This is a genomic window from Streptomyces sp. NBC_01508 (genome assembly GCF_045040315.1).
GTDB lineage: Bacteria > Actinomycetota > Actinomycetes > Streptomycetales > Streptomycetaceae > Streptomyces.
In genome coordinates this window covers 7,702,915-7,720,600 of sequence record NZ_CP109419.1, presented here as the reverse complement: position 1 = coordinate 7,720,600, position 17,686 = coordinate 7,702,915, and the positions used below count along the sequence as shown (strand labels likewise).

At 70.6% G+C, this 17,686-nt stretch carries 14 protein-coding genes; 6 read left to right on the top strand and 8 right to left on the bottom strand.

All coding sequences use genetic code 11. The features are described 5' to 3' along the window. Positions 1-14 precede the first annotated feature (14 nt). Complete coding sequence (locus OG700_RS35495) at positions 15-1,385, top strand: M14 family metallopeptidase (protein ID WP_405620862.1); 1,371 nt, start codon at positions 15-17, stop codon at positions 1,383-1,385. Between the two features lie 214 nt (positions 1,386-1,599). Further along, positions 1,600-2,241 (top strand): TetR/AcrR family transcriptional regulator, encoded by a 642-nt coding sequence (locus tag OG700_RS35490; protein ID WP_405620860.1) that lies wholly within the window; start codon positions 1,600-1,602, stop codon positions 2,239-2,241. On the opposite strand, the gene OG700_RS35485 is transcribed toward OG700_RS35490, so the two are convergent. Beyond that, entirely contained in the window at positions 2,217-3,716 is a 1,500-nt protein-coding gene (locus tag OG700_RS35485) for an LVIVD repeat-containing protein (RefSeq protein WP_405620858.1), read from the bottom strand. The genes OG700_RS35490 and OG700_RS35485 overlap by 25 nt on opposite strands. Positions 3,717-3,906: 190 nt before the next feature. Between OG700_RS35485 and OG700_RS35480 the strand changes: the two genes are divergently transcribed. Next, positions 3,907-4,581 carry a DUF305 domain-containing protein gene (locus OG700_RS35480; RefSeq protein WP_405620856.1) on the top strand — a complete coding sequence of 225 codons (675 nt, stop codon included), beginning with the start codon at positions 3,907-3,909 and terminating at the stop codon, positions 4,579-4,581. An 18-nt stretch (positions 4,582-4,599) separates the two neighbouring features. Here the strand turns inward: OG700_RS35480 and OG700_RS35475 are convergent, their stop codons facing one another. Further along, entirely contained in the window at positions 4,600-5,160 is a 561-nt protein-coding gene (locus OG700_RS35475) for a DUF6214 family protein (RefSeq protein ID WP_405622210.1), read from the bottom strand. 323 nt (positions 5,161-5,483) lie between these two features. On the opposite strand from OG700_RS35475, the gene OG700_RS35470 reads away from it, so the two are divergent. From OG700_RS35470 to OG700_RS35460, 3 genes are all read left to right on the top strand, one after another. Continuing rightward, a complete protein-coding gene (locus tag OG700_RS35470) occupies positions 5,484-6,911 on the top strand; it encodes an FAD-dependent oxidoreductase (RefSeq protein WP_405620854.1) in 1,428 nt (475 codons plus the stop codon). Between the two features lie 202 nt (positions 6,912-7,113). Beyond that, complete coding sequence (locus tag OG700_RS35465; protein ID WP_405620852.1) at positions 7,114-8,040, top strand: aldo/keto reductase; 927 nt, start codon at positions 7,114-7,116, stop codon at positions 8,038-8,040. A 193-nt stretch (positions 8,041-8,233) separates the two neighbouring features. After that, entirely contained in the window at positions 8,234-9,319 is a 1,086-nt protein-coding gene (locus tag OG700_RS35460) for a WD40/YVTN/BNR-like repeat-containing protein (protein WP_405620850.1), read from the top strand. 206 nt (positions 9,320-9,525) lie between these two features. On the opposite strand, the gene dpgC is transcribed toward OG700_RS35460, so the two are convergent. From dpgC to OG700_RS35430, 6 genes are read right to left on the bottom strand one after another with little or no spacing between them, the layout of a single operon-like run. Beyond that, complete coding sequence (gene dpgC, locus OG700_RS35455) at positions 9,526-10,818, bottom strand: (3,5-dihydroxyphenyl)acetyl-CoA 1,2-dioxygenase DpgC (RefSeq protein ID WP_405620848.1); 1,293 nt, start codon at positions 10,816-10,818, stop codon at positions 9,526-9,528. Continuing rightward, positions 10,815-11,486, bottom strand: a complete 672-nt coding sequence (dpgB, locus tag OG700_RS35450; RefSeq protein WP_405620846.1) for an enoyl-CoA-hydratase DpgB — start codon at positions 11,484-11,486, stop codon at positions 10,815-10,817. The genes dpgC and dpgB overlap by 4 nt, the downstream gene beginning before the upstream one ends. Continuing rightward, complete coding sequence (gene dpgA, locus OG700_RS35445; RefSeq protein WP_405620844.1) at positions 11,480-12,649, bottom strand: 3,5-dihydroxyphenylacetyl-CoA synthase DpgA; 1,170 nt, start codon at positions 12,647-12,649, stop codon at positions 11,480-11,482. The genes dpgB and dpgA overlap by 7 nt, the downstream gene beginning before the upstream one ends. Before the next feature lie 52 nt (positions 12,650-12,701). Further along, entirely contained in the window at positions 12,702-15,143 is a 2,442-nt protein-coding gene (locus tag OG700_RS35440) for an aminotransferase class I/II-fold pyridoxal phosphate-dependent enzyme (protein ID WP_405620842.1), read from the bottom strand. Beyond that, a complete protein-coding gene (hppD, locus tag OG700_RS35435; protein WP_405620840.1) occupies positions 15,140-16,165 on the bottom strand; it encodes a 4-hydroxyphenylpyruvate dioxygenase in 1,026 nt (341 codons plus the stop codon). The genes OG700_RS35440 and hppD overlap by 4 nt, the downstream gene beginning before the upstream one ends. Before the next feature lie 42 nt (positions 16,166-16,207). Further along, the gene (locus OG700_RS35430) at positions 16,208-17,482 is read right to left on the bottom strand and encodes an MBL fold metallo-hydrolase (RefSeq protein WP_405620838.1); all 1,275 of its coding nucleotides are present in this window, start codon (positions 17,480-17,482) and stop codon (positions 16,208-16,210) included. Between the last annotated feature and the right edge of the window lie 204 nt (positions 17,483-17,686).

Below are 17,686 nucleotides of genomic sequence, written 5' to 3'. Positions count from 1 at the left end.
ACTCAGGAGACACCATGCGACTTCGCGTACGCGAGACCAGATGGAAGGCCGCCACCCTCGCGGCCGTGCTGGCACTCGCCGTGGCCGTCCCCTTCACCGCCGAGGCCGCGCCCCCGGACCCGAAGGCCACGCCCGAACGCACCACGACAGCCACCACCACCGCCGCCGCCGCCACCGAGGAGCAGATCCGGCAGTACGAGATTCCCGGCGCCGCCGACGTCGCGGCCCGTACCGCCCTCGCCGCCACCGGCGTATCGGTGGACGAGGCGGGCCCGCGCTCGACGGTCGTCAGCGCCACCGCCGCCCAGGCGGAGCGGCTACGCGCGCTGGGCCACCGGCTCGACGTGCTGCCCGCGCCGCCCGCCAGGACGAACGGCAGAGCAGTCGAGCCGTTCGACTTCCCCACGGCCGACGCGCGCTACCACAACTACGCCGAGATGAGCGCGGAGATCGACCAGCGGATCGCCGCCCACCCCACGCTCATCAGCAAACGCGTCATCGGCAGGAGCTACGAGGGCCGGGACATCGTCGCGGTCAAGATCAGCGACAACGTGACGGCGGACGAGAACGAGCCCGAGGTGCTCTTCACGCACCACCAGCACGCCCGCGAGCACCTCACGGTCGAGATGGCGCTGTATCTGATACGCGAACTGGGCGACACCTACGGCACGGACTCACGGGTCACCAGCGCCGTGAACAACCGCGAGATCTGGATCGTCCCGGACGTCAACCCGGACGGCGGCGAGTACGACATCGCCACCGGCTCCTACCGCAGCTGGCGCCTGAACCGGCAGCCCAACTCCGGCTCGTCGAGGGTCGGTACGGACCTCAACCGCAACTGGAACTTCCAGTGGGGCTGCTGCGGCGGCTCCTCCGGCACCCCCGGCTCCGAGACGTACCGCGGCGCGCGTGCCGAGTCCGCGCCGGAGGTCAAGGTGGTCGCGGACTTCGCGCGCAGCCGGGTCGTCGGCGGCAAGCAGCAGCTCAAGGCGGCGATCGACTTCCACACATACAGCGAGCTGGTGCTGTGGCCGTACGGCTACACCAGTGCCGACACCGCTCCCGGTATGACGCTGGACGACCGGAACGCCTTCGCCGCCGTCGGCGGGAAGATGGCCGCGAGCAACGGCTACACGGCGGAGCAGGCGAGCGACCTCTACATCACGGACGGGTCGATCGACGACTGGCTGTGGGGGAACCAGAAGGTATTCGCGTACACCTTCGAGATGTACCCGGGCAGTTCCGGCGGCGGCGGTTTCTACCCGCCCGACGAGGTGATCGAGCGCGAGACGAGCCGTAACCGGGACGCGGTGCTGCAACTGCTGGAGAACGCCGACTGCATGTACCGGTCCATCGGCAAGGAGTCGCAGTACTGCGCGGCCTGACCCGAGCCGCCGGCCCCGGCCCCGACCCCGATCGCCGGATTCGCCGCTCGGGAAGAGTCAGGAAGGGGAGATGAGGTGGGCGTCGGCTGTCCTGGGCGATCCCCCGCGTCGCCCAGGACAGCCGGTACCCGCCCTCGCCGACCAGGCCCGACGGGCGGTCCGCGAGAACACGCTGAGTATACTGGCTAAGAGCCAGTCAACGCAGGAGTTCAGCATGTCCCCGCGAAGCGCATCGGTCAATGAAGAACTCCGTCGGCGTTCCCGCGAACGGCTTCTGGAGGCCACCGTGGAGCTGGTCGACGAACGCGGATTCGACGGGACGACCCTGGCCGACATCGCCGACCGGGCGGGAACGGCGCGCGGACTGGTCTCGTACTACTTCCCCGGGAAGCGCCCGATGTTCCAGTCGGCCGTGCACCGGCTGATGCACCGCACCGTGGCGGCCGCCCTGGAACGTGAGCCGCGTACCGACGACGGCCGGGTGGTACTGGCCCGCGCCATCGACGCCGTCCTCGGCCTCACGGTCGACCATCCGGTGGCGATGCGCGCCCATATGGCGGGCATTCTCCAGGCCGAGGGCTTCGTCCAGTGCCCCGAGCAACAGCGGCTCGCGGAGCTGCTGCGCGAGGCGATGGTGCGGTACGGGTCGGCGGACGTGGACAGCGACTATCCGCTGCTGCGCGCGCTGATGATGGGCGCGGTGTTCGCGATCCTGCTGCCGGGGGCGGGGATGCCGCTGGCCAGCCTGCGGGGCGAGTTGTTCCACCGCTTCGGTCTGGACCCGGCGTACGACCTTCCGCCGGGCGGGGAGCCCGCCCGGCGGAACGCCGGTCAGTCGCGGAAGTCCTCGAAGTAGTCAGGCTGCGTCTGGACGTTGAGCTCGTCCATCTTCACCTTCTTCGCCTCGTCCGTCCGGCGGTCGTCGAGCTTGATGACGTCCAGACCCTTGGCGATGTCGTTCGAGTAGATGTAGCCGTTGTAGTAGTACGCCGACCACGGGCCGGCCGTGGTGACCTGGTCGAGGGTGACCGGGCCGCGCTCGAAGTAGCCGATCTCCTTCGGCTTCGACGAGTTGGTGAAGTCCCAGACCGAGATACCGCCCTGGTACCAGGCCTGGACCATGATGTCCTTGCCCTTGACCGGGATCAGCGATCCGTTGTGCGCCACGCAGACCTCGGCGTCCGCCTGCGGACGGTCGATCTTGAAGTAGCTCTTGAACTCCAGCGTCCGCTTGTCGCCCTTGCCGAGGATGTCGTAGATGCCGTTGGCGCCGCGCTTCGGGCCGATCTCCTCGTTGCAGGTGGCCGCGCCGCCGCCGCCCAGCTCGTCGGTGAAGACGATCTTGTTGGCCTTCTGGTTGAAGGTCGCGGAGTGCCAGAAGGCGAAGTTGACGTTGTCCTGGACCCGGTCGATGACCCTCGGCCGCTCCGGGTCCTTGATGTCGAACAGGATGCCGTCACCCATGCAGGCGCCGGCGGCGACGTCCTTGGAGGGGAGCACCGTGATGTCGTGGCAGCCGGTGGTCGCCGAGACGCCCGGGTTGGTGGGCGCGCCGGGGTTGCCGCCGTCCGGGAAGAGGACCGGGAAGTCGACGATCTTCGACTTCTCGGGCGCCTTGCGCGGCACCTTGATGATGCTGATGCCGTCGTGCGGCGGCTGGCAGTCCGGGAAGGCGGCGCTGGGCGAGTACGAGGACACGTAGACGTACACGTCCTTGCGCTCAGGCACCAGCGTGTGGGTGTGGGAACCGCACGCGGTCTCGACAGCGGCGACGTATTCGGGGTTGCGCTTGTCGCTGATGTCGAAGATCTTCATGCCCTCCCAGGAGGACTTCTCCGTAGCGGGCTGCGAGACGCTGGAGCAGGAGTTGTCACTGCGCGAGGCGTCCGTCGACAGGAAGAGCAGGTCGCCCGAGACGGAGATGTCGTTCTGCCCGCCGGGGCACAGGACCTGCGCGACGGTCTTCGGCTTCGACGGCTTGCTGATGTCGAAGATCCGGAAGCCGTCGTAGTTGCCGGAGAAGGCGTACTTCCCCTGGAAGGCGATGTCCGAGTTGGTCCCCTTCAGGTGCTCCTTGGGGACGTTGGCGACATGGCTCATGTTGTCGCTGTGGATGATCTCGTCCACACCGGGTATGTCGTTGTTCTCGATGGCCTTCTTGGCCTCGGCCTGCTGGCTCTTGGAGGTCTTCTCCCTGGCGGGCGTGTCACCGGGGTCGGGTGTGGCGACCGCCGGTCCGGCGGCCAGCAGCGTGGCGAAGAGCCCGGCGGCGGCGGCTGCCGCCACGCCCAGGCGTCTGCGCCGCACGCGGGTGGTGTGCAACGAAGTCACTGCGTCCTCCCTTGTATCCGTTCCCAGTTGAACGGCCTTACGGACCTGGGCAGTATCGTCCTTCGCATGTACATCTCAACAGATGGCAACCGAGATGTAATGAAAGTTTCTGATCACTCGTGTCCGCAAGCGTGTTAGGAAAGTGCCTAACAACGTGCCCGATACACGTCAAGTACCACAGGAGGTCACCGTGTTGATCCGGACCAGGCGTCCACGTGCCCTCCGGGCCGTCGTGGCCGCCGCAGCCATGACCGCCCTACTCGCCCTGGGCGCCTGCGAGTCGGGCGACGCGAAGAGTGAGACCAAGAGCGCGGCCACGGGGCAGGTGGTCGCCCCGGGCAAACCCGGCGAGAAGTCCAGGACCCTCTCCCCGGAAGAGGCGGCCAAGGAAGTCCCGGACAACACGCCCAACTCCTCGGACTACGGCTACGCGACGATGATGATCACGCATCACAGCCAGGCGCTGGTGATGACCGCACTCGCCCCGGACCGCGCCGGATCCGGCCAGGTGAAGCGGCTCGCGGAACGCGTCAACGCGTCGCAGAAGCCGGAGATCGGCGCCATGGAGGGCTGGTTGAAGCTCAACGGCGGCGAGGAGAAGGCGGAGAAGGAGGGCGGCCACGGCGACCACGGCGCGATGGAGATGCCGGGCATGGCCACCGACGCCCAGTTGGCGAAGCTGCGCGCGGCGAAGGGCAAGGCGTTCGACGACCTCTTCATCAGCCTCATGGTCACGCACCACCAGGGCGCGGTCACGATGGCGACCGAAGCTCTCTCGGGGGGCAACAACGTCCAACTCGAAGAGATGGCGAGCGATGTGATCGCGCAGCAGACGTCAGAGATCAACCGGATGCGCTCGCTGTGACGCGGGGCCTCCGCGGCATCAGCGACGGCGGTGACGCGGTGTCAGATAGCCGTCGTCGCGGGCGCTCGCGATGAGGCCGAGCGACTTGCGGCGCCCGTAACCCGTCGCGCACATCACCGCGAGGACCGGGTCCTGGCCCAACTGCTGCGCCCTGCGGTACGTCTGCGCCACAGCGCGCCGGTCCGCGCTGTCGAAGGACACGGGGTCGTCGGCGCGGTGCCGGCCGGTGGGCGCGGGCTCCTCGTCCTCATTCTGGCCTTCGCCCTCGCCCTCCGCCGTCACGGCCGCCACAGCCGTGGCCTCCGTGCGCGAGGTGGCCCCGACCGCCGCGTCATCGTCCGTGAGCGGGTCGGCCGCCACGTGGTGCTGGCCCGCCACCACCCGGCAGGCGTACGCGAGCGGTGCCTCGATCCAGCCACCGAGCTCGGTCAGGTCGTCGAGGGGCAGCGGCGGGTCGGCCTGCGCGTCCTCGACGGCGATCACGCCGTCCCGCAGGACCGCGAGTACGTCGACGCGGGCCCCGTCGGCGAACGTGAGCCGGATGTCGACCCAGGGCGGCACCAGTTCGTGGCGCTCCAGCTCGCACCGGCCGCCCGGCGGCGTGCCGCAGCTGACGGTGCCGTATCCCTGCACCTCCCACCGGGGCCAGACAGGTGTCGAGGGCTCGGCAGCGGAAGTAATCTCAAGTTCTGACACATTCACCACTTAATCAGCCAATTCTTCCTTATCGTCCCGGCACACCCGCCCCGGCGCGCATCGCACTCGTCCAGCGCACTGCCGTACCGCCGTCGCCCACCGCCACCACCCACCGACACCGCCACCCGAGACGCGGCGGTCCCGCTTACTCCCCAGCCCCGCGCGCCGGTGCGATGCTGGAAGCCTCTCGCCGGAAGGAGTGCGCCGTGCCGCGCATCGCCGTCGTCGGGTCGGGCCCCAGCGGGGTCTACACCGCCCAGGCTCTCGTCCAGCAGCCCCTGGTCCCCGGCATCCTGGTGGATGTCCTGGACCGGCTCCCTGCCCCGTACGGACTGGTGCGCTACGGCGTGGCGCCGGACCACGAGAAGATCAAGTCGCTCCAGAACACGCTGCGTTCGGTGCTGGAGCACGAACGCGTCCGGTTCCTGGGCAACGTCGAGACCGGTACTCACGGCCTCACACCCGAACGGCTGCTGGGGCTCTACCACGCGGTCGTCTACTGCGTCGGCGCCGCCCGGGACCGCCGGCTCGGCATCCCCGGCGAGGAGCTGGCGGGCAGCCACTCGGCGACCGACTTCGTCTCCTGGTACAGCGCGCACCCCGACGCCGCGCCGGCCGGCTTCGGGCTCGGCGCGCGGTCGGCCGTGGTGATCGGCGTGGGCAACGTCGCCGTCGACGTGGCACGTGTCCTGGCCCGTGGCGCGGAGGACTTCCGGCCGACGGATGTACCGCACCCGGCGCTCGGGGCGCTGGCCGGAAGCGCGGTCCGGGACGTGCACATGGTGGGCAGACGAGGGCCGTCGCAGGCCAAGTTCACCACCAAGGAGCTTCGTGAGCTGGGCGCGCTGCCCTCGGCCGAGGTGCGGGTGGAGCCCGCGGATCTGGCGCTCGATCCGGCGTACGCCCCGGTCCCGGCCACCGGCACGCCCCGGCCGGGTCGGACGGCCGTACCGTCCGCGTCGTCCGCACCGGCCGCGTATCCGCTCGCCGCGGTGAACCGGCGCAACGTCGAGGTCGTACGCGGCTGGGCTTCCATGCCCGACCAGGGCCGGGAGCGCCGTATCCACCTGCGGTTCTTCCTGCGCCCCGTGGAACTGCTCGGCGCGGACGGGCGGGTGACGGCCGTACGCTTCGAGCGCACCGCCCCGGACGGGGCCGGCGGGGTGCGCGGCACCGGGACGTACGAGGAGATCGAGGCGGGGCTCGTCCTGCGGGCGGTCGGCTACCGCGGGGTGCCGCTCGCGGGACTGCCCTTCGACGAGACGACGGGCACGGTGCCGCATCTGGCGGGCCGGGTACTGCGGCACGGCGTGGCGTCGCCCGGCGAGTACGTGGCGGGCTGGATCAAGCGCGGGCCGACGGGGGTGATCGGCACCAATCGCGCCTGCGCGAAGGAGACGGTCGTCTCGCTCCTCGCGGACGCGCCGGCACTGTCCGCGCGCCGGATCACCGAGAACCCGGTCGACGCGCTGCGGGCGGCCGGGCACCGCCCGGTCGAATGGCCGGGCTGGCTGGCGATCGAGGACGCGGAGGCGGCGCTCGGAGTCTCGCTGGGGCGGCGGTCGGTGAAGATCCCGGACTGGGAGGGCCTGCTGGCCGCGGCACGCGGGGAGGACGGGCCGCGACGCGGGTAGCCGGGCGGCCCTTGCGCGGCCGGGTCAACCTTTGCGAAGCCGCCCGGCCGTGGACGCGGGACTGCTAAGATGGATCATCGTTCAGGCCTCCTCCGCCACGGATTCGATCCGCCGGGGAGGCCTTCTTCATGCCCGAAGCCGGCTCGCGTCCGGCCGGACGCGAGCCGCCCGAACCTCCCGTTCCCACCCGCAGAGGAGACTTATGTCCGACAAACGTACGCGCCCCGCGACGGCCGCCGGCACCTGGCAGCTCGGTGACCTGACCGTCAACCGCGTCGGGTTCGGCGCGATGCGCCTGACCGGCGGCACCATCATCGGCCCCGGCGGCGGGCTGCCCACCAGCGACCGCGAGAGGTCCATCGCCGTACTCCGGCGCGCCGTCGAACTCGGGGTGAACCACATCGACACCGCCGCGTTCTACTTCTCCTCGACGCGCTCCGCCAACGAGCTGATCAACCAGGCGCTCGCGCCGTACCCCGACGATCTGGTCATCACCACCAAGGTGTGGCCCGCCCGGGACCCCTCGGGCGAGTGGTGGTGGGCCGAGCCGGGGCAGTTGCGCGGCCAGGTGGAGGAGAACCTGCGCCAGCTCGGCCGTGATCACCTGGACGTGGTGAACCTGCGTCTCCCGCCGAGCCGGGCGACCGGCTCGCTCGCCGAGCACTTCGGCGCGCTGGCCGAGCTGCGGGACGCGGGGCTCGTCCGCCATCTCGGCATCTCCAACGTGACCTCCGCGCACCTGGCCGAGGCCCGGTCCATCGCGCCCGTCGTGTGCGTGCAGAACGCCTACAGCGTCGACGCGCCGGGCTCGGAGCAGGAGTTCCTGCGGGAGTGCGGTGAACTCGGCATCGCCTTCGTACCGTTCTTCGCGATCGCGGGCGGCCGGCGCGAGGCCGCCGCGAACGACGCAGCCCCGGCCGACGACGAAGCGGTGCTCGCCGTCGCCCGCGCGCACGGCGCGTCACCCGCGCAGATCCGGCTGGCCTGGACGCTGGCGCAGGGTCCGCACGTGCTGGCCATCCCCGGTACCGGCGATCCGGACCACCTCGCCGAGAACGTGGGGGCCGGGGCGATCCGGCTCTCGGACGAGGAGATCGCGCGCCTCGGATCCGTCCGGAGCGCCGGCTAGAAGCCACCGGGTCCGTCCGGCGGCTTGTTCGTCCTCGATCGCCGAACGGGCTCACGGAGCCGTCCGGCGATCGAGGACAGGGGCGGCCCGGGAGCCGGGCGACCCCGCCGGCGCCCCGTCCGGAGGCCACTGTCAGTGGGTGGGTGCAGACTGGCCGAAGTCTGGGACAAAGGCGTCTTCGGAAGGTTTCACCATGACCGATGTACTGCTCACCGTGGGCACACGCAAGGGACTCTTCATCGGCCGCAGGCGCGGCGGGCGGTGGGAGCTGGACGGACCGCACTTCAACGCCCAGGCGGTCTACTCCATCGCGATCGACACCCGCCGCCCCGTGCCGCGCCTGCTGGTCGGCGGCGACAGCGCGCACTGGGGTCCGTCCGTGTTCCATTCCGACGATCTCGGCGCGACCTGGACGGAGCCGAGCGTTCCGGCCGTGAAGTTCCCCAAGGACACCGGGGCCTCGCTGGAGCGGGTCTGGCAGCTGCACCCGGCGGGCCCCGCCGCGCCGGACGTCGTGTATGCGGGCTCCGAGCCGGCCGGGCTGTTCCGGTCCGAGGACCGGGGCGAGACCTTCGAGCTGGTCAGACCGCTGTGGGAGCACCCGACGCGGTCCCGGTGGGTGCCCGGCGGCGGCGGTGAGGCGGTGCACACGGTGGTGACCGACCCCAGGGACGCGAACGCGGTGACGGTCGCGGTGTCGACCGCCGGGGTGTTCCGCTCCCGCGACGGCGGTGCGAGCTGGGCACCGTCCAACAAGGGCGTGTCGGCGGTCTTCCTGCCCGATCCCGACCCGGAGTTCGGCCAGTGCGTCCACAAGATCGCCCGGGACGCGGTCGATCCGGACCGGCTCTACCTCCAGAACCACTGGGGCGTGTTCCGCAGCGACGACGCGGGGGCCAACTGGACGGACATCGGCTCCGGCCTGCCGTCCGACTTCGGCTTCGCCGTCGCGGCCCATCCGCACCGGGGCGACGTCGCGTACGTGTTCCCGATCCAGGCCGATTCCGACCGGGTCCCCGCCGACCGGCGCTGCCGGATCTACCGGACGACCGACGCGGGCGCGAGCTGGCAGGCCCTGGCCTCGGGGCTCCCCGAAGGCGACCACTTCGGGACGGTGCTGCGCGACGCGCTGTGCACGGACGACGCGGACCCGGCGGGGGTGTACTTCGGCAACCGCAACGGCGAGGTGTACGCGAGCGCGGACGACGGCGACAGCTGGCGGCAACTCGCCTCGCACCTTCCCGACGTGCTGTGTGTGCGGGCGGCCGTTCTTGGCTGATTCGTTGATCACGACGCCCCGCGGCACGATCCTTGCGCGCAACGCCAGATAGCGCGCGGTCTTTGCCCGCCTCGCCCACCGGGTGAGCTGATCCCGCTCAGCCGTACTCAGGACCGGATCAGCCCTCGGCCGACCGATACGAGCGGCATCATCAGGCCCGCTGCGGCGCCCGGCGCTCCATCAGCCGGCCCGGCCGGGTACCCGCGTCAGCTCAGGGGTACCGTGCCCCGCGTGGTGAAGCGGCCGACCTTGTCGATCACATCGGCGCTGTGCAGTCGCAGCGCCTGTTCCAGCGCGAACTCCGCCATGTAGCGCCGGAACGCGCCGAGGTCCTCTTCCGCGACGTTGAGCATCTTCCGGTTGACGGCGACCGCCGGGCCCCGCAACCTGTCGAGGCTGCGTTCGACGGCGGCGTCCAACTCGTCCGGGCTGTGCACCTCATCGACGAGAAGCCGGGCCTCCGAGTCCGTCGCCCGGATCCTGTGGCCCTCCAGGATGATCTGACGAGCCAGGCGCGGCCCCGTGTACCGGGACAGCCGGAAGTTGGCGGCTCCGGGGATGATGCCCTCCTGGGCCGCGGGCAGGCTGAGGTACACGTCGGAGGCGGCCAGGACGTGGTCGACGACCAGCAGCAGCTGCATCCCGCCGCCGATGGCGAAGGTGTCGACGGCCGCCACCCAGGGCTTGGACCGGGTCGGCGAGCGCCAGGACGCGCCGTCGTCGACGCGGACGCCGCGCCAGATCTTGTGCAGGTAGCCGAGCTCACGGCGCAGCAGGAAGCCGACGAGCGAGATGCCCCCGGAGTGCAGGCTCTTGAGGTTGATGCCGGCGCTGAACACCCGCTTGCCCACGTAGCGTGGATGGGTCATCTCACCCCCGCGGATCAGGCAGAGTTCGACCGCGTCATCGAGCAGGGCCAGGTCGACCGCGGTCTCCATGTCGTCGACCTGCCGGTCGTCCTCGGCGTTGAGGCAGTCGTCGCGGCACAACGTGAGCCGGGCGACTCCGTCGCGGCGCTCCATCCGTACGGAGCCGAGGTCGGCCCGCCCGGTGGCGGTGAACCCGGGCAGCAGGTCCAGGGCCCGTGCGGTGGGACGAAGCAGGGTGTCCACCAGGTGACCGCCGGAGCGCGGCGAGCGCAGGATCCGGCAGAAGAAGATACCCAGGTCGATCTCGTGTCCCGCCTTCCGCGCCTGTGCCAGCGCGCGGTCCGCGGCCAGCTCGGCCGCGGTGGGGACGAGACCCGGGAACGCGCCTTCGGCCGCGGCGGCCAGCTCGGCCAGTCGCAGGCCGCGGGTGTGGCCTGCGGTGAGTTCGGCGTAGACAGCATCGGTGTGCGCGTCCAGGAAGGCGCTGCGCAGCGCCCTCAGCCGGCCGGGGGGCGACGCCGCCTGCCGCTGCGCCGCCCGCGCGAGCGCCGCCCGCGCACGGGGAAAGCTCGCCTGCGTCTCCCCCCGGTCCGCCGTCGGCTGTACGAGGGCCGGTACGTGGCCGGTCACGTCGCCACCTCGGCCGAGGTCCGCCGCAACACACGGTCGCAAGCCGCCAGATGGGCCCCCAGCGCCTCCTCGAAGAGGACGGCAGGGGCATCGAGCAGCAGCTGCCGCCTGATGGCCAGCTCGGATCCGACGTACACCGCGGTGAGCTCGGCCGCCGCCGCTGCCGAGCCCACCGCGTCGTCCGTCACCTCGTCGACCAGGTGCAGCGCCAGTGCCCGCGCAGCGTCGAGCGGGGTGCCGAACAGCACCGCGCGACGGATCGCCGCCGTGCCGGCTGTCTGCTGGGCAAGCCGGTGCAGCGCCATCCCGGGCCAGGTGGCCCCGTCGGCCACGGGCAGCACCAGCCGCAGCGAGGGGGTGGCGATGCGGATGTCGGTGACCAGCAGGGCGTCCAGGGCGGGGCCGCCGCAGTCACCGTCGGCGACCGCGATGGTGGTCGTGGGCAGCCGTTCCAGTCGGCGCAGGACGCGCTCCCACTTGCTGACCAGCCCCACTGTGAGTTCGCTGGTCCAATCACCTTCCGGGACCCCGGACAGCTCGACGACCACCGGGCCGTGCCCGCCGGAGTCCTCGGCGCCGTCGCACACCATCCCGATCGCCGCGATGGCCTCCGGTGACGGCGGTTGCGCACCGTCGATCCGAAGTCTCCACTCCGCGGCCCTCACCATTGGACCAGCGCTGTCTCGATCGTGGAGCCCGGCCCCATAGTCATGAGCACGCCGAAGTCCCCTTCTCTGGCGAGGCGTTCCTGGAGCAGCCGCTCGTAGGAGAACAGGAACGATCCGCTCGACAGGTTGCCGTAGTCGCGCAGTACCCCACTGGTGTGGCGCAGGTCGTGACGGCTGAGGCCGAGGTTGACCCGGACCGCGTCGATGACCTTCTTGCCGCCGGAGTGCACGAGCCAGTGTGCGATGTCGCTGCGGCGCAGCCCCGCGCCGGCCAGCAACCGGTCCACGACCCGCTCCGCGTGGGCTCCGACCACGTACGGGATGTCCGGGTCCAGATAGAAGCTGAACTTGTGCTGATCGTCGTCCCAGTCGTAGCGCATGGCGTCGATCGCGTCGGGGATGAGGAGGCTGGAGAAGCCCAGCAGGCGCGGGCCGGCGGAAGAGCCGATGTGGCCTTCCGGCAGTTCCCCGAGTGCGAGCCCGGCGGTGTCGGGCGGATCGGCGAGCAGGGCGATGGCGGCGGCTCCGTCGCCGAAGAGGCTGTTGACGACCGCGGTTCGCATGGTCGAGTCCATGACGTAGGCGGCGGAGCACGCCTCGGCGCAGAGCAGGACGGCGACCTGCCCGGGGTGGGCAACGGACCAGGCCGCGGTCGCGTTGAGCGCGTTCAGGCCCGCGTTGCAGCCCATGCCGACCACGTCCACCCGACTGCATCCGGCGCCGATGCCCATGTCCCGGATGAGCAGCGCGCTGAGGCCGGGGGTGAGGAAGCCGGTGGTGGTCACGCAGCACAGGTAGTCGATGTCCGCGAGCTCGATGCCCGCTGCCGCCAGGCACTTGCGCACGGCGCGCGCACCCATGTCGAGGGCGAGCCGCTTGTGCTTGGCAAGCAGGTCTTTCTGGGACTCCTGGAGGAAGGCGCCCTCGGTGTCGCGGGGTGGGGGTGTGAGGTAGCGCCGCTCGATGGCGCTGTTGAGGAAGACGGAACGGACCTTGGGGTCGGTGATCCGGAAGAGGTCGAGCAGCGCGCGCTGCGAGTAGGAGTCCTCGGTCACGGCGGTGCCGACACCGATGATGCGGCTGGGGTTGACACGGTGCTTCGGCTCGGGCTCCAGGCGTGCGGGCGAAATGCCTCCGCCCGGACGCGCGACGGTGGTGGTCATCGGTAGGTCCACCCCCACATACGGGACCTGCTGCGCAAGTGGTGTACGACGGTCAACACTTCGTCGTCCTTTCAGAACGGGCCGCCGCCCTGATGAACTTCGCAAGGCGGGCGGTTCCCTCATGGATGCCGGCGGGAGTGAGGTAGCTGACGGACAGCCGGAGCACGCGCTCCCCTCCGCCCTGCGGATAGAAGTAGGACATGGGCGTCCAGATGACGCCGAACTCCTCGGCCGAGCGCGCGAGCGCGTCGTTATCGGCGAGGAACGGGACGGTGACGGTGAGGAAGAAGCCGCCGCTGGGCCGGTTCCAGCGGACACCCAGCTCGGCCCGCTCGACTTCGGGGAGCGAGGCGTCGAGCTGCCGGATGGTGGTCCTCATGGCTTCCCCGTAGTACTGCGTGGTGTCGGCGTTGTGCTCGGCGGCGCCGCCCGCGCCCGCGAGCAGCATCCCGCCGACGACGGCCTGGCTGAGCGTCGAGGTGTTGACCGTCACCATGCTCTTGATCCGGGTGAATTCATCGGCGAGCAGGCAGGTGTTGCCCGAGCGGTCCGTGACGAGCTGGTCCGCGACCGCGTAGCCCACCCGGGCGCCGGGGAAGAGGGATTTGGCGAAGGAACCCAGCTGGACGACGCGCCGTTCCCGGTCGAGCGATTTCAGGGTCGGCAGTTGCCGCCCCGGGCTCACCAGCCGGTAAGGGCTGTCCTCAAGGATGAGGAAGTCCTCGCGGGCGGCGAGTTTCAGTAGCTCGTGCCGCTCGTCCAGCGCCATCGTGGCGCCTGACGGGTTGGAGTGGTCGGGGATGACGTAGAAGGCGCGGGGGCGACGGCCGCGACTGCGCTCGGCCCGGATCGCCGCCTCAAGGTCGGTGCAGCGGATCCCGTCGGGGCCTTCCGCCACCGCGGTGGGCTCGATGTCGAGCAGGCGCGCGGCACCGGTGATTCCCACGTAGCACGGGCTGGAGACGAGCAGTGCGTCGTCGGGGCCCGCGATGAGGGCCCGCAGGGCCAGGAGCATCGCCTCCTGACAGCCCACGGTGACAACGACGGACTCCGCCGACACGTCGATGTTCTCGTCCAGGCGCAGCGACTCGGCGACGAGCTCGCGGATCTGCCCGCTGGTCGGCCCGTACTGGAACAAGGCATCGCGGACCCGGGCAGGCGAGTAACCAGACGTGGTCAGGTGCTCCATGTAGCGGCGCATGTGTGTGAAGAGCTGCTCGGGGTCGAAGAAGCCGTCGTACGGGCGCCCCGGAGCGAAGGAGATCGCGTCCGGGTAGCGGTGCGTGACCTCGTTCAGGAAGTTCATGGTGTCCAGCACCGGGTCGGAGACGCTGCCGTGCAGCTCCTCCTTCAGCAGCCCCGAGACCGCTGCGCGCGGCCGGCCGGCCGCCGAGCGCTGGTCACTGCCCGGGACGGGCACGGCGCTCCGAGAGACCAGTGCGGGGCCGGCGTCGGCGACCGAGGGGCAGCCCGACAACGTCATCGCGTCCGCCAGCTCCTCGGTCACGATGCCGAGCACGTCCGCGACACCGTCCTGCCCCGCCGCCGCCAGGCCGTGGAGCACGGGACGGCCCAGGAGAACGGCGTCCGCCCCGAGTGCCAGAGCGGCCAGGACATCGGCGCCGCGCCGGACGCCGCCGTCCAGCAGCACGGTGCAGCGGCCGGAGACCGCCGCCGCGGTCTCCGACAGCACTTCGAGCGTGGCCGGGGCTCCGTCCAGCTGCCGACCGCCGTGGTTGGACACGACGACTCCGTCCGCGCCCGCCTCCGTCGCGCGGCGGGCGTCGGACGGCGTGAGGATGCCCTTGAGCAGGACGGGCAGCGGGCTGATGGAGCGCAGCCACTCGACGACCGTCCAGTCGAGGGCCGGGTCGAACGCCTCGCGGGCGTGCTCGCTGGGTGAGACGGAGCCGGAGCCGGCCAGATTGGCCGGCTCGACCCCGGGCGGCAGTCGGAAGCCGTTGCGCACGTCCCGCAGCCGGCGGCCGAGGCGGGGGGTGTCGACGGTGAGAACCAGCGCCTCGAAGCCGGCCTGTGCCGCGCGCTCGATGAGCCCACGGGTCACGCCGCGGTCGCGGAAGCAGTAGACCTGCAGCCACAGGGGGGCCGTGGCGGCGGCGGCGATGTCTTCGAAGGTGCGTCCGGCGAAGGTGCTGACGACGAACGGCACCCCGGCCGCGCCGGCGGCCGCGGCCGTGGCCACTTCACCGTCGAAGTGGACCAGCGTGTGGTAGGCCACGGGCGCCACGGCCAGCGGCGCAGCCCATGTACGGCCGAGGATCCGGGTGGTGAGCGCCGGCCGCACGACGCCGGAGAGTACCTGCGGGCGGAACCGGACGCAGTCGAAGGCCGCGGTGTTGGCGGCGAGCGTCCGCTCGTCCCCCGCGCCACCGGTGACGAAGTCCCAGACGTCGGGCTCCAGGCGCCGGTGGGCCAGCTCGGCGTAGTCGGTCAGGGTCAGGGGGCCGCCCGGACCGCTGCCGCCGTGGTTCATTCGGACGCCAGCCGGTCACGCTCCACCGCTTCGTACAGGGCGCGGATGTTCCCGCTGCCGAAGCCACGGGAGCCGCGGCGCTGTATCAGCTCGTAGAACAGCGTGTTGCGCTCGTACGGTGAACGGCTGAACAGCTGAAGGAGATCGCCCCACTCGTCGCGATCCGCCAGCACCTGCGCCGAGCGCAGCATAGCGATCTCCGCCTGCATGCCCGGGAGGCGTTCGTCCAGGCTGTCGTAGTAGGCGTCCGGAACGGTCAGGAACTCCACGCCCCGGTCCCGGAACTCGTGGACCGCCGGAATGATGCTTTCGACGAGGAACGCCAGATGCTGCACGCCCGGGCCGCCGTTGCGCTCGAGGAAGGCGTTGAGCTGGCCCGATCCCTTCCGTGGATCAGGCGCGACGAGGGTGAAGGTGACCCGGCCCGAGGAACTGCGCACCACGACGGAGTCCATCGCGTGCTCGCCCACGTCCACGTACTCGGAGGAGTAGCGGGACAGCCCGAAGGCTTCGCGGTAGAAGTCGCCGTACATGTCGAGGGTGGCGCCCTCGACGCATACCGCGATGTGGTCGAGCAGCCGGATCCGGCCGGCGGGCGCTGCGCTCGAACCGTCCGGCGTGACGGCCCAGTTGCGCCCGGGCGGCGGGCCGGCGGCCTCGCCGGTCGGGCGGGGGAGGAGGGTGTGCGCGACGCTGCCGAATCCGGAGACTGTCGGGTTGTCCGGCGCGGAGCCGCTCACCGTGGCTCCCGCGGCCACCGCCGACCGCATGCTCCGGCCGACGTCGTCACAGGTCAGGGCGATGTCGGCGATGCCGTCCCCGTGCGAGCTGAGGAACTTCCACGTCGCCGGGCCGGTGGTGACGATGAGCTGCACGGTGCCCTGCCGCAGCAGGGCGGAACTCCGGTCGACGCCCACCGACTCCGCCGTCTGTGTAAACCCCATCGAGGAGACGAAATAGTCGACGACGGACTTCCTGTTGCTCGTGTACAGCTCGATGTACGCGACGTCGTGCACAGCCATGAGTTGCCTCCGGGGCGGGCGTGTTACGAGGTTGGTGGGGCGTTACCAGCGCCATTCCTGCCGGCGAACAAGACGTTCGGCCTTGATTCCGTGATCCGCGCACCACTTCATGAGCTCGTCGATCTGCTTGGCCTGGTACGTGCCCTCGTTGCCCGCGGCGGCCATGACGTTCCACGGCCAAGGCTCCTCGCCCACGGGATGGACATACGTCTCGCCAACTCCGAGATCGGTCATGATCGCGACGGCCTGCTCGGCGCTCAAGCCCGGCGCTTTCCGCGAGTTGCTCGTCTTCTCCGCCCCCAGCTGGGGCAGCAGAGCCTGATAGAGCCAAGTCAGTGGGGCGCCCTCGCGCTCCATTCCGAGGAAGGCGTAGTCGGCCGTGCCCAGGTTCTGCCGGATGCGGCGGTAGGGCGCGGGATCCATGCCCGACGAGTCCGTGCCGACGAACGCCGACCGCCCGGCCAGCCTCACCCAGTACGTCGACTCTCCGCGGACGTCCTGGGCGCCGTGCTCACCCAGGAACGGTGTGGCCACCACACTGCCGCCGGGGAAGGTGAACTCGTCGTAGTCGTCGGCCTCGACCACGGGGAAGCCGAGGCGTCTGAGGAACAACCCGGTGGAGGTGCCCTCCGGGTCGCTCTGGGAGGAGCGGGGCGCGACGATCGTCCCGATCCGGCCGCGCAGTTGCAGAAGTGTCTCCAGCACGATGCGGTCCTGATGCCCGTGGGTGACGAGCACCAGGTCGATGAAGTCCGGTAGGTCGTCCAGCGTGTAGCGGTCCCTCGCGCCGCTGCCTGTGCCGATGAACGGATCCGTCACCACTGCGCCCTCGGGGGTCTGCAGCACCAGGCAAGCGCGCCCGAAGTAGCGGATGCGTCCGCCGGCTTCGACGTGCCGGTGGGGCGGCGGACCGGCTGTCTCGCTCACCAGCTCGGCTGGCTGCTCCGCCCGGGCGTCATCCGGTTCGAGCACGTCGCGCGGGCTGCCGAGCAGCACCGGCACCCGGGTCCCGCACAGCCTCTCGAGGCCTGTGGAGCTCATGGAGAACGGTGGCTCGGGCACATCCGGCGGGGGCTGCCAGGGCGAGCTCCGCTCCTCAGCGACATCGAGGAAGAACCCGCCGTGCGGTTCTGGATTTCGGTTCGCCTCGACGTGCACTTCCGGGGACTTCAAATACGACTCAAGGTTGGGAAATCGCAGGGATATCAGATTCATCGTGTCCGGTTCCGATGCCACCGTGTGAGACCAGGCAGAGAATGTTTCCACCAGCGGCTCGACTGGCGCCTTCAGCTGGGAAAACAACAACTCATCCGCCATGTGCGCCATTCACCTCCCAGAACAGAACCGGCGCTCGACGATTCAGTACCCCCAGCGCCGAGCAGGCGCCGCCCAGGACTCGCGGCGCTCGTCCATCGAACTATGGCGTGCGACGGTTCGGGAGAACAAGGTTGCACTGACGTGTTCAACTGGCGCGGCACGCCACTTGAACGGTCGCCGGTGGGCGTTTCCGCGGTTATTCGC

What these genes read in the sequence shown, in the direction of transcription:
- OG700_RS35495 (WP_405620862.1), top strand. Translation starts at nt 15, where the DNA reads ATGCGACTTCGCGTACGCGAGACCAGATGGAAGGCCGCCACCCTCGCG.
- OG700_RS35490 (WP_405620860.1), top strand. Translation starts at nt 1,600, where the DNA reads ATGTCCCCGCGAAGCGCATCGGTCAATGAAGAACTCCGTCGGCGTTCC.
- OG700_RS35465 (WP_405620852.1), top strand. Translation starts at nt 7,114, where the DNA reads ATGTCCGACAAACGTACGCGCCCCGCGACGGCCGCCGGCACCTGGCAG.
- OG700_RS35460 (WP_405620850.1), top strand. Translation starts at nt 8,234, where the DNA reads ATGACCGATGTACTGCTCACCGTGGGCACACGCAAGGGACTCTTCATC.
- dpgB (WP_405620846.1), bottom strand. Translation starts at nt 11,486, where the DNA reads ATGGTGAGGGCCGCGGAGTGGAGACTTCGGATCGACGGTGCGCAACCG.
- dpgA (WP_405620844.1), bottom strand. Translation starts at nt 12,649, where the DNA reads ATGACCACCACCGTCGCGCGTCCGGGCGGAGGCATTTCGCCCGCACGC.
- OG700_RS35440 (WP_405620842.1), bottom strand. Translation starts at nt 15,143, where the DNA reads ATGAACCACGGCGGCAGCGGTCCGGGCGGCCCCCTGACCCTGACCGAC.
- hppD (WP_405620840.1), bottom strand. Translation starts at nt 16,165, where the DNA reads ATGGCTGTGCACGACGTCGCGTACATCGAGCTGTACACGAGCAACAGG.
- OG700_RS35430 (WP_405620838.1), bottom strand. Translation starts at nt 17,482, where the DNA reads ATGGCGGATGAGTTGTTGTTTTCCCAGCTGAAGGCGCCAGTCGAGCCG.